This is a genomic window from Hespellia stercorisuis DSM 15480 (genome assembly GCF_900142165.1).
In the GTDB taxonomy this organism is placed as follows: Bacteria; Bacillota; Clostridia; order Lachnospirales; family Lachnospiraceae; genus Hespellia; species Hespellia stercorisuis.
The window spans coordinates 1-11,830 of sequence record NZ_FQZY01000054.1 but is presented as its reverse complement, the minus strand read 5'-3'; the positions used below and the strand labels follow the sequence as shown (position 1 = coordinate 11,830).

The window sequence follows — 11,830 nt, the reverse complement described above, 5'->3', positions numbered from 1 at the left end:
GAGAGGTATTAAAGATGGAAGAGCAGAATAATATGCAGGAATCGGAATTACAGAAACAGAGTCAGCAGGGCCAACCACAGCAGGGCCAACCACAGCAGGGCCAACCACAGCAGAGCCAACCACAGCAGAGCCAGCCGCAGCAGGGCCAGTCGCAATATGGCCAGCAGCAGTATGACCAACAGAAATACAGTCAGCAGACAGACGACCAGCAGCAGTATGGCCAACAGAAATACAGTCAGCAGACAGCCGACCAGCAGCAGTATGGCCAACAGACATACAGTCAGCAGACAGCCGGCCAGCAGCAATATGGCCAACAGACATACAGTCAGCAGACAGCCGGCCAGCAGCAATATGGCCAACAGCAATACAGTCAGCAGACAGCCGGTCAGCAGCAATATGGCCAGCAGCAATACAATCAGCAGCCAAAAACAAAAGAAAAAATTCCGTATTTGGGATTCGGAATTGCATCACTGGCCTGCGGAATCGCAGCGCTGTTGTTCTGCTGGACGATCGTGCTGGGGCTTGTCTGTGGCGGGGCTGGAGTCGGACTTGGGATTTATTTCCTCGTGAAGAGCAACCGGAAGAAGGGCTTTGGAATTGCCGGAATCACCACCGGTGCACTGGGGATCATCGCGGCGGTCTGTGTCGCGTTCGCACTGCTCGTCTCAATGGTGATGTACAATTCGACGTCCACGCATTCCTACCGTCACGATGGTTGGGGGCTGGGTGATGACTATAGCTACGGAGACGATTATGATGATTACGACAGCGATGACTGGCAGGAATTCTATGACCAGTTTGGCGGCGGTCAGAACGGATACGGAAGTGATCAGAATAACGGATATGGTACATATTAAGGAGGAGAAAGATGGGAAGCTACAAACAAGAATTTATAGATTTCATGGTGGAGAGTGATGTGTTAAAATTTGGAGAGTTTACATTGAAAAGTGGAAGAAAATCCCCATTTTTCATGAACGCCGGGGCATATGTTACCGGTTCACAACTCAAAAGACTGGGCGAGTATTATGCGAAAGCGATTCATGACAAATATGGAGATGACTTTGATGTATTATTTGGACCTGCGTATAAGGGGATTCCACTTGGTGTTGTAACAGCGATTGCATACAGTGAATTGTATGGAAAAGAAGTGCGCTATTGCTCAGATCGTAAAGAAGAGAAGGATCATGGCGCGGATAAGGGAAGCTTTCTTGGAAGTAAGCTTAAGGATGGCGATCGTGTTATCATGATTGAAGATGTTACGACATCCGGCAAGTCAATGGAAGAGACGGTTCCGAAAGTAAAGGGTGCAGCAGATGTTCAGATTGTCGGACTGATCGTATCACTTGACCGGATGGAAGTCGGCAAGGGTGGAGAAAAATGTGCGCTCGAAGAGGTGAAGGAGCTATATGGTTTTGACACGAACGCAATTGTCACAATGGCAGAGGTTGTAGAGCACCTGTACAACAGACCATACAAAGGAAAAGTGATCATCGATGACACATTAAAAGCGGCAATCGATGCATATTATGAGCAGTATGGCGTAAAATAGGAGGGGAATCATGGGAGAAAAAGCATTTAAGACGATGCAGGGTGCCGGCGCGTCCAATATCGTAATCGGCGTTGTGCTGCTGGTTGTGGGGGTAGCGGCCGGAGTTATTACGATCGTGCACGGTGCACGCTTATTGATTAATAAGAATGAAATCACGTTTTAACTGCATCAGGTAAGTCCTCCGCTGCCGGCGCGAGGAGCGCTGAACGGCGGGGACTTGTTTGTGGCAGAATGGTTAATGAAGGGGTATTAGTTTGAAACAAAAAAAAGAAAAACAGATTCGTACGGTAGGGAAGATACTTTTTATAGTATATATACTATTTCTGGTATATTTCCTACTGTTTTCTGATTGGTACGGACGGACAGGGCCTGCGGGGGAATACCGCTATAACCTGATTCTGTTTACGGAGATCAGAAGGTTTATGGAGTATCGTCAGACGTTGGGAATATTTGCGGTTTTCACGAATTTGGCTGGCAATATCCTTGTTTTTATCCCGTTTGGCTTCTTTATGCCGATGGCGAGCAAGTACAAGAGTCTGGGCGGAACACTGGTGTATTCGTTTGGCGTAAGCCTCTGCGTGGAAGTGTTTCAGCTTGTGATGCGGGTAGGATGTTTCGATGTGGATGATCTGTTGCTGAATACACTCGGCGGTGTACTCGGGCATGGATTATATATACTTTGCAGATATATAAGGAGAAGGCATTTTGCAGGAAAAGGTGAATGAGATAAAAAATAAAATTCGGGATTATGTCAACAGTGAAATCGCGAATCGTAAAGAGAGAAAACGTTTAAAAGAGCGCGAGAAGAGAAGGCGGGGCAGCCGGAAATTCGGGCAGGCAAAATTAAAGCATTCGAAGATGGGAATTACTTCCTGCAGCTACGCAGGAGGGACAGCCGGTCTGTTGCTGTTCTCGATTCTGATCGCGTACTTTACGGACGGAAGGGCACCGGGGATCATCGGAGCGCTCGGTCTTGTCGCATTGGTTCTGGCGGGTTTTGGACTGCATGCTGCAATCAAGGGGATGCGTGAGAGAGAAAAAAACTACATAACCTGCAAGATTGGAATTGCGTGCAATGCACTTCTGGTTCTGGGGCTCACAGCTATTTTTTTAGGAGGACTATTGTAATGATGGATGAAAAGCAGATAAAAGAGCGGTACACACTCTCGATTGAGCGCATAAAAGAGATTGGGACGGAGGACAGTGTCGGGACAGAATACAAAGCGTATTTTGAATATGTCGCAGCATTTATTTTACAGATCGATCAGGTGCGGGAGCTGGTGGAGAGCGGAGCGTGGGATGAGCTGCCGCTGGCCGGAATGCAGGAGATTAACAGGACATTGTATCAGGACATTCTGGAGGAGCACTACGAGACGAGTTTTGCCAACCCGGAGTATGCAGTGAAGGAGCTGTCGGCAGATTACGGACAGCTTCTCGCTTTTTTATACACGGAGATTCGAGGCGAAATTGCCTATGCGTATGAGCAGAAGCTGTTGTACCTGACCATCTGCAACGAACTGTTCCTGGAAGTGTACCACTCTTTTGAAGAGACGGAGAAGCCGGGAGTGAAAGGTATCCGGGATATTCTCTACTGGTATGTCAGCGATTACTGTGATGTGTTTCTTGCGGATCGGATACAGGAGCAGATCGACCCTGCCGGATGCTTTGCGGCAGAGATCATTCAGAATGCGGATCTGGAAGATGACCGCTATCTGTATCGCTTTGGAGAGTATGTCAGTGAGAATGAACTGGAGACGGCAAGACATCTGAGGACTCTTTCGCCGGAAACACTCAGGAAGATGGCGGATGTATATACAGAAGGCTACCGGACGGGCTTTGTGGTCACGGGAAAGGATCTCTCCAAAAAGTCAGTGGTCAATATACGCTACACGCTCGGCTTTGAAAGTATGATACGGCCGGCTGTCGAAAACTTTAAGAAAATGGGATTGAAGCCTGCAATTTACCGGGCAGCGGTCAGCGTCATCACGAAAAAGGAGCAGTATAAGATCGGGTATCTGGGTGCCATTGCCAACAAACAGTATGAGTATGATCACAGGGCCGATTTGGGACTGTTTCTGGATAAACGTCTGGTGGAGCGAAGGCTCGATGTGCTCAGGAGCACTTACGAGAAGCACAAAGAGCAGGCGGCGCAGTTTGCTGGGCCGGCAGTGTTGGAAACCTTCGGTGAGAAACCATTTGCACCGGAGACAAAGGCAGAGGCACCGGTGCTGTCCGAGAAACAGCGCGATTTGTCACGGATGTATGAGAGCAAATCCGGCCAGCTGGTAAACCAGTATATTAAGGGCGAAGAGCGCAGCTTTACGATCATCGCCTATCCGGTTCCCGAGATCGGAGCGGACTACCCTGCGATCTTTGATGAAGTCATCCGGATTAACACGCTGGATGCGGCGAAGTATGAGCAGGTTCAGCAGAAAATCATCGATGCGCTGGATCAGGGGGAGTATGTCCGTATTCTCGGAAAAGGGGACAACCAGACGGAACTGAAGGTGCAGCTCTATCATCTGCAGGATGCCGGAAAAGAAACGATTTTCGAGAACTGTGTGGCAGATGTGAACATTCCGGTCGGAGAAGTATTTACCTCGCCAGTGCTGGAGGGAACAGAAGGGGTACTCTTTGTCAGCAGAGTTTACCTCAATGAACTGCAGTACCGGGATTTAAAGCTTACGTTCCGGGACGGAAAAGTTGTGGATTACAGCTGCAGCAATTTTGAAAATCCAGAGGACGGCAGAGCCTACATCCGGGATAATATCCTGCACAGCCATGAAACACTTCCGATGGGGGAATTTGCAATCGGCACGAACACTACAGCCTATGTCACTGCGAAAAAGTACGGAATCGAGGAAAAGATGCCAATTCTGATCGCAGAGAAAATGGGACCGCATTTTGCGGTGGGCGATACCTGTTACAGCTGGAGCGAGGATACGCGGGTCTATAATCCGAACGGAAAGGAGATCGTTGCGAAGGACAATTCCATTTCGATTCTGCGAAGGGAGGATCCCACGAAAGCATATTTCCAGTGTCATACAGATATAACCATACCTTATGAAGAGTTAGAAGAAATATGCGTAGTGACAAAAGAGGGAAAAGAGATTATAATATTGAAGAGTGGTCGTTTTGTTCTGGAAGGAACAGAGGACCTCAACGAACCTTTGAAGGAACTGGAGACGATATAAATCATGAGCAGGGCAGACGGCCCGGCGTTCATGGACAAATGGCAGAGCAGATTGGAAACTATCTGCTTTACTGTCTGTTTTGCGTGGAGAAAGCGAGGTAGTGATGGCAAAAGTTGGAATTGTGATGGGAAGTGACTCAGACCTGAAGGTCATGAGTAAAGCGGCAGATATGCTGGAGAAGCTCGGCATCGATTATGAGATGACGATCATTTCGGCACATCGCGAGCCGGATGTATTTTTTGAGTATGCAAAAGGCGCGGAGGAAAAAGGATTTAAAGTGATTATCGCAGGTGCAGGCATGGCGGCACATCTGCCGGGCATGTGTGCGGCGATCTTTCCGATGCCGGTCATCGGTGTACCGTTGTCCGGAAGCAATCTGGACGGAATGGACGCACTGTACTCTATCGTACAGATGCCGCCGGGAATACCGGTAGCGACGGTGGCGATCGACGGCGGAATGAACGCGGCGATTCTGGCGGCAAGAATGCTGGCAGTCTCAGACCCGGAACTGCTGGAGAAGCTGAAAGCACATTCTCAGGAGATGAAAGAGGCTGTGCAGGCAAAGGCTGAGAAGCTTGATAAAGTGGGATACAAGGGATACACAAAATAAAGACTTTAAGGGCAATGTAATCAAAGGGATACAAAAAGGAGAAAAAGAATGGATTATAAAAATGCAGGCGTAGATATTGAAGCGGGCTACAAATCAGTAGAGTTGATGAAAAAGCATGTACAGGAGACAATGAGACCGGAAGTGCTGACGAACATCGGCGGATTTTCCGGCGCATTTTCTATGGAAAAATTTAAAGACATGGAGAAACCGACATTGGTTTCAGGTACAGACGGTGTTGGTACAAAATTAAAACTTGCTTTCACGCTGGACAAGCATGATACCATCGGAATCGACTGTGTGGCAATGTGTGTGAATGATATTGCATGTGCAGGCGGAGAGCCTTTATTCTTCCTGGATTATATTGCATGTGGAAAGAATGAACCGGAGAAGATTGCGACGATCGTGAGCGGTGTGGCAGAAGGCTGTAAGCAGTCGGCGGCAGCACTGATCGGCGGAGAGACGGCGGAGATGCCGGGCTTCTATCCGGAAGATGAATACGACCTTGCGGGATTTGCCGTAGGTGTTGTGGACGAGAAGGACCTGATCACAGGGAAAGAGCTGAAGGCAGGAGATGTCCTCATCGGAATGTCTTCTTCCGGTGTACACAGCAACGGATTCTCACTGGTCAGAAAAGTGTTCAACATGAAGAGAGAAGCATTGGATACATATTATGACAGCCTGGGGGGGACCCTGGGAGAGGCTCTTCTGGCTCCGACAAAGATTTACGTGAAGGCATTGAGAAGCGTCAAAGAAGCGGGCGTTCGCATCAAAGCGTGCAGCCATATCACAGGCGGCGGATTCTATGAGAACATCCCGCGTATGCTCTGTGACGGAGTGCGCGCAGTCGTGAAAAAAGACAGCTACCCGATTCCTCCAATATTTAAGATGCTTGCAAATGACGGAGACATTGCAGAGGAATCCATGTACAACACATTCAATATGGGACTGGGCATGATTCTTGCCGTAGATTCTGCAGACGTTGACCAGACGATGGAGGCAATCAAGGCAGCAGGCGAGGCTCCATACATCGTGGGTTCTATTGAAGCGGGAGAAAAAGGAGTAACCTTATGCTAAGAGTACTTGTGCTGGTTTCCGGCGGAGGGACGAACCTGCAGGCCGTCATGGATGCGGTGAAGGCAGGGAACATCACGAATGCGGAGATCATCGGAGTGATCAGTAACAATAAGAATGCATATGCACTGGAGCGCGCGCAGAAGGCGGGAGTTGCCAGCGCGTGCATCTCACCGAAGGACTATGAGTCGCGGGAGGCATTTAACACCGAATTTCTGAAGACGGTCGATGACATGCAGCCGGATCTGATCGTTCTGGCCGGATTCCTGGTTGTAATACCGGAAGCCATGATCCAAAAGTATCGAAACCGAATGATCAACATTCACCCGTCTCTGATTCCGTCATTCTGCGGAAAAGGATATTACGGCCTGAAGGTGCACGAGGCGGCACTGGCACGCGGAGTGAAGGTGGTCGGAGCAACGGTTCATTTTGTGGATGAGGGGACGGATACCGGCCCGATCATTCTGCAGAAGGCGGTGGAAGTACAGAACGGGGACACCCCGGAGGTACTGCAGCGCAGGGTGATGGAACAGGCTGAGTGGAAGATTCTGCCGAAGGCAATCGACCTGATCGCCAACGGCAAAATACAGGTAATAGATGGAAAAACAGTGATAGAAGCGTAGTGTAGAAACTTGAAGACTATGGAGGGCATCAGGGCCTGGCTTTGGCCGGGGCTTTATGCCGAGAGCAGGAGGAGAATCCCATGAAAGTATTAATCGTAGGCAGTGGCGGAAGAGAGCATGCAATTGCGGCAGGCGTGGCAAAAAACAGTAAGGTCGAAAAGATGTATTGTGCGCCGGGAAATGCAGGAATTGCGGAGTATGCAGAGTGTGTTCCGATCGGAGCGATGGAGTTTGAGAAGCTGGTGGCGTTCGCAAAAGAACAGTCGGTGGATCTGGTGATCGTCGGCATGGATGATCCTCTGGTAGGTGGACTGGTCGATGAGCTGGAGGCAGTTGGCATCCGTGCATTTGGACCGCGGAAGAATGCGGCGATTCTGGAAGGATCCAAGGCATTTTCCAAGGATCTGATGAAAAAATACAATATTCCGACGGCCGGATACGAGAATTTCGAGGATCCGCAGGAAGCACTGGAATACCTTGAGACAGCAAAATTCCCGATCGTTTTGAAGGCGGACGGACTTGCGCTCGGGAAAGGTGTTCTGATCTGCAATACATTGGAAGAGGCGAAAGCCGGCGTGCAGTCAATCATGCTGGACAAAAAATTCGGTTCTGCCGGCAACACGATGGTTGTCGAAGAGTTTATGACAGGCCGCGAGGTTTCTGTACTGTCGTTCGTGGACGGTAAGACCATCAGAACCATGACCTCTGCACAGGATCACAAGCGTGCAAAAGACGGAGATCAGGGGCTGAACACAGGCGGTATGGGAACATTCTCTCCAAGTCCGTTCTACACCAGGGAAGTTGAGGAGTTCTGTAATAAATATGTATATCAGACAACCGTTGATGCGATGAGCGCGGAGGGAAGAGAGTTCAAGGGAATTATCTTCTTCGGACTGATGCTGACATCGGAGGGACCGAAGGTACTGGAGTACAATGCCCGCTTCGGTGATCCAGAGGCGCAGGTCGTACTTCCGAGAATGAAAACAGATCTGATCGACGTGATCGAGGCGTGTATCGACGGGACACTGGACCAGATAGAGCTGGAATTTGAAGACAATGCGGCGGTCTGTGTGGTGCTGGCATCGGACGGATATCCGGAGGCATACGAAAAGGGACTTCCAATCACCGGATTTGAGGAGTTCAAAAAGCATGACGGTTATTACTGCTTCCATGCGGGAACGAAGTTTGACGGAGATCAGATCGTGACAAACGGAGGCCGTGTTCTCGGAGTGACTGCCAAAGGTGCAGACCTGAAAGAGGCGAGAAAGAACGCGTATGCAGCAACGGAATGGATTCAGTTTGATAACAAATATATGCGTCATGACATCGGAAAGGCCATCGACGAAGCATAAAAATTCAGGAAAATAAAAACTGCTGTACCGGCTATGATAGCCCGGTACAGCAGTTTTTTTCATTGACAGAGAAATTTGATTTTAATGCTCAAACGGCTCCACATCAGAATCGATATCCTGCGTGAGCGGCTGAACTTTCTTGATTCTGGAAGAGTTGAATACCTCCCGGTCCAGCGCCTTGTTCTGGTGTGCGACGATTGTGGTACAAACGGCATCACCGGTAATGTTGACTGCGGTTCTTGTCATGTCAAGGATACGGTCTATTCCCATGATCAGAGCGATGCCCTCCACCGGAAGACCGACGGAATTGAACACCATGGTAAGCGTGATCAGCCCGACACCGGGAACGCCAGCGGTTCCGATGGATGCCAGAGTCGCGGTTCCGATAACGGTGAGATAATCCACCAGAGTCAGCGGGATACCGTAAGCCTGGGCGGCAAATACGACTGCAACACCCTGCATGATAGCGGTTCCGTCCATGTTGATGGTCGCGCCGAGCGGAATGGTGAAGGACGAAATTTTCTTGGAAACTCCCATCTTGGCCGCCAGCGTATCAATAGACAGCGGAATCGTCGCATTGGAGGTTGCCGTCGAGAATGCAAACGCCATGACCGGGAAGAAATTCTTGATGAAGATGATCGGATTCAGCCCGGTGAAGATCTTCAGAAGTCCAAGATATACGATCAGGCACTGTACGGCGAGTGCGAGCAGAACGGCACCCATATACTTGAGCATCGGGATAAAAGCACTGAAGCCGATTCCGGCAAATGTCCTGGCAATCAGACAGAATACACCGACCGGTGCAACACCCATGACCATCATGGTCATCTCCATCATGATATCGTTGAACTGGCTGAAGAAAGAGCTGACAACATCAACACGGTCTCCGAGTCTGGCGAGAATAATTCCCACGACCAGCGCGAAGAAGATGATCTGAAGCATCGTTCCCTGCGCCAGCCCGTTGAAGATGTTGGTGGGGATAATGTTCAGCAGCGTGTCTGCGAAGCTTGTGGCTTCTGCGGTGCTGACATCCGAAGCACTGGCCTGCACAGCGGTCATGTCAAGACCGATTCCCGGGTTGATCACGTTGGCGATGGAGAGTGCAACGGTGATTGCAAGGGCTGTGGTCACCAGGTAAAAAATCAGAGTACGGACGCCGACATTGCCCAGTTTTTTCGTGTCACCGATGGACATGCTTCCGCATACAAGAGAGCAGAAAACCAGCGGTACAACGAGCATCTGCATGAGGCGGATGAAGCCCTGTCCCACGACATAGAGCGCACCGTTGATGATGAAATCCTCCTTGAAGGCGCTTGCCGGAACCAGATAGTTCAGGATGATGCCTGCGATGGCACCGGCGATCAGTCCGATGAAGATCCGCGTGGTAAGCCCCATCTTTTTCTTTTGTTTCACAGTGTTTTTCGTATTGGTCATCTATTTCTCCTCCATATTTTTTAAATAAGCTGCAAGTGCGTCTTCCCATTGCGGCATCTGATACTCACCCTTGATGTTGATGATGAAATTATCAAGTACTGCATAGGCCGGGCGGATAGAAGAAAGATGAGCTTCCGTGGCAGGGACTGCCTTGATTCTGGTCTTGTAACCGGTCAGACGCAGAATTTCTTTGGCAAATGCATAGCGGCTGCAGACTCCCCTGCATGTCGCGTGATAGGTGCCGTACTCGTTGCCCTGGATAAGATACAGAATGAATCGGGCGAGCTCCCGGGCACTGGTCGGTGAGCCGAACTGATCAGAAGCGATTGAGATCGGAATTTCGGCCTTGGCCATTTTCAAAAATTCGCGCACGAAATTGTTTCCTCTTCCGTATACCCAGTTGCTTCGGATGATAAAGTGTTTGTTGGTAAATTCCTTCACATAATTTTCTGCCGCGAGTTTGGAGCGCCCATAGACGGTGTGTGGGCTGGTTTTGTCAAACTCGTTATAGGGCTCGCTGCTTCGTCCGTCGAAGACATCGTCGGTGGAAATCTGTACCAGTTTGGCATTCAGGTCTCCGGCGATGATGCTTAAGTTTCTTGCGCCGAGAGCATTTACATTGTAGGCGGCGCCGGGATTTTCCTCGCAGACATCTACATTAGTAAGTGCCGCGCAGTTGATGATGATGTCGGGGCGGTTGATTTTGCCGAAACTGATGACCTCATCGAGATCGGTGATATCAAGCTCCGCCTTGTCCGTGTTGAAAATTTCAAATTCCAGTGGATCCACCACTGCATTTAGAGCGGTTCCCAACTGACCGTTGGCTCCGTTGATCCATACTTTTAACATATTGAGGTTCCTCCTTTAGATAAAAATTGATTAGTATACTCCAAATACTTTCAGGAGCAGTAGAAAGAGCACCAGCAGGATGCTGGGCTTTACAATTTTACTGCCGTTGTTCATAACCAGACCGGCGCCGATATAACCGCCGGCCATATTGCAGACTGCGGCGGCGATTCCCAGAGGAATCAGCACCTGTCCGTTGATGAGAAAGATGACAAGGGAAGTAAGATTGGTGGTAAGATTAATGACCTTCGTGTGTGCGTTGGCAGTCCGGATGCTTAATTTGGCAAAAACAGTGAAAGCGATGATGAGAAAGGTACCGGTTCCCGGACCGTAGAATCCATCATACATTCCAATGATTAATGCGGCAGCCATTGCGGTGAGATAAGTTCTTCTGTCCAGATTCAGAGTGTCGTCCCCGGAATCATGAAACAGTTTTTTGTTCAGCACAACAAATGCGGTGAGCGGAAGAATCACATACAGGATGTACACCATAATTTTCTCGTCAATAAGCAGGGAAATGTGTGCTCCGATGGAGGAGCCGATGACTGCCATGATGACGGAAGGGACCGCCAGCTTAAAGTTTACAAGTCCATTTCTGATGAAACGGGCGGTGGCGAGAGCGGTTCCACAGGATGAAGAGAGTTTGTTTGTCGCGATCGCCATGTGGGGCGGAAGTCCGGCAATCAGGTAGGCAGGCAGTGAGATCAGCCCTCCGCCTCCTCCAATTGCATCTACCAGACCGGCGATGAATAGGAGCGGACAGACGATGATAAATGTTTTTGCGGTGAGAACCATAGGTGTATTCCTTTCTTCCATTGTCTTTATTTAAACATAATCTAGACTATCCTATCGTTTTTCTGCGTATTTGTCAATAAAAGTGAGGTGGAACCAGCGTTGAGGAATAAATTTAATTATGTCTATCCCTCATCTACTGTTTATGCTTTTTAGCACTTTATCCACATTTTCCTTGTTAACGCCTTTTGTTATGCACTTCGTATAGGTCCACGAAGCCAATCCTAAAAAAATGTGGATTATTCAGTTATTTCGTCTTTCATTTAACCACCACCTGTGCTAAAATAACATTGTTATTCCAAGTACATTGTTGTGTACTTAAAAATGTAGGATACATCTTCATTCGTTACTGTCAGTCC

Annotated in this window: 13 protein-coding genes; 10 read left to right on the top strand and 3 right to left on the bottom strand. The window is 49.2% G+C overall.

Annotation, left to right across the window (positions count from 1 at the left end):
• Positions 1–14: 14 nt before the first annotated feature.
• The 10 genes from BUB85_RS21545 to purD all read left to right on the top strand — a co-directional run bounded on the left by BUB85_RS21545 (position 15) and on the right by purD (position 8,399).
• Entirely contained in the window at positions 15–857 is an 843-nt protein-coding gene (locus BUB85_RS21545; RefSeq protein ID WP_073112076.1) for a DUF4190 domain-containing protein, read from the top strand.
• 11 nt (positions 858–868) lie between these two features.
• Complete coding sequence (pyrE, locus tag BUB85_RS15320) at positions 869–1,549, top strand: orotate phosphoribosyltransferase (RefSeq protein ID WP_073112074.1); 681 nt, start codon at positions 869–871, stop codon at positions 1,547–1,549.
• A gap of 10 nt (positions 1,550–1,559) precedes the next feature.
• Entirely contained in the window at positions 1,560–1,712 is a 153-nt protein-coding gene (locus BUB85_RS21780; RefSeq protein ID WP_200803580.1) for a hypothetical protein, read from the top strand.
• Positions 1,713–1,803: 91 nt separating this feature from the next.
• Positions 1,804–2,274, top strand: coding sequence for a VanZ family protein (locus BUB85_RS15315; RefSeq protein ID WP_073112072.1), 471 nt, complete (start codon positions 1,804–1,806; stop codon positions 2,272–2,274).
• The gene (locus BUB85_RS15310; RefSeq protein WP_242945452.1) at positions 2,255–2,677 is read left to right on the top strand and encodes a DUF6142 family protein; all 423 of its coding nucleotides are present in this window, start codon (positions 2,255–2,257) and stop codon (positions 2,675–2,677) included. The genes BUB85_RS15315 and BUB85_RS15310 overlap by 20 nt, the downstream gene beginning before the upstream one ends.
• A 2-nt stretch (positions 2,678–2,679) precedes the next feature.
• Positions 2,680–4,743: an aminopeptidase gene (locus BUB85_RS15305; RefSeq protein WP_073112107.1), complete on the top strand. Its 2,064-nt coding sequence runs from the start codon at positions 2,680–2,682 to the stop codon at positions 4,741–4,743.
• Positions 4,744–4,846: 103 nt separating this feature from the next.
• Positions 4,847–5,353, top strand: coding sequence for a 5-(carboxyamino)imidazole ribonucleotide mutase (purE, locus tag BUB85_RS15300; RefSeq protein ID WP_073112070.1), 507 nt, complete (start codon positions 4,847–4,849; stop codon positions 5,351–5,353).
• A gap of 48 nt (positions 5,354–5,401) precedes the next feature.
• The gene (gene purM / locus BUB85_RS15295; protein WP_073112069.1) at positions 5,402–6,427 is read left to right on the top strand and encodes a phosphoribosylformylglycinamidine cyclo-ligase; all 1,026 of its coding nucleotides are present in this window, start codon (positions 5,402–5,404) and stop codon (positions 6,425–6,427) included.
• Positions 6,421–7,047: a phosphoribosylglycinamide formyltransferase gene (gene purN / locus BUB85_RS15290; RefSeq protein WP_073112067.1), complete on the top strand. Its 627-nt coding sequence runs from the start codon at positions 6,421–6,423 to the stop codon at positions 7,045–7,047. Before purM ends, purN begins: the two co-directional genes overlap by 7 nt.
• A gap of 80 nt (positions 7,048–7,127) precedes the next feature.
• Positions 7,128–8,399 carry a phosphoribosylamine--glycine ligase gene (gene purD / locus BUB85_RS15285; RefSeq protein WP_073112065.1) on the top strand — a complete coding sequence of 424 codons (1,272 nt, stop codon included), beginning with the start codon at positions 7,128–7,130 and terminating at the stop codon, positions 8,397–8,399.
• 81 nt (positions 8,400–8,480) lie between these two features.
• On the opposite strand, the gene BUB85_RS15280 is transcribed toward purD, so the two are convergent.
• From BUB85_RS15280 to BUB85_RS15270, 3 genes are read right to left on the bottom strand one after another with little or no spacing between them, the layout of a single operon-like run.
• A complete protein-coding gene (locus tag BUB85_RS15280) occupies positions 8,481–9,833 on the bottom strand; it encodes a dicarboxylate/amino acid:cation symporter (RefSeq protein ID WP_073112063.1) in 1,353 nt (450 codons plus the stop codon).
• Positions 9,834–10,682: a dTDP-4-dehydrorhamnose reductase gene (gene rfbD / locus BUB85_RS15275; protein WP_073112061.1), complete on the bottom strand. Its 849-nt coding sequence runs from the start codon at positions 10,680–10,682 to the stop codon at positions 9,834–9,836.
• Between the two features lie 30 nt (positions 10,683–10,712).
• Positions 10,713–11,474 (bottom strand): TSUP family transporter, encoded by a 762-nt coding sequence (locus BUB85_RS15270; protein ID WP_073112059.1) that lies wholly within the window; start codon positions 11,472–11,474, stop codon positions 10,713–10,715.
• Positions 11,475–11,830 lie beyond the last annotated feature (356 nt).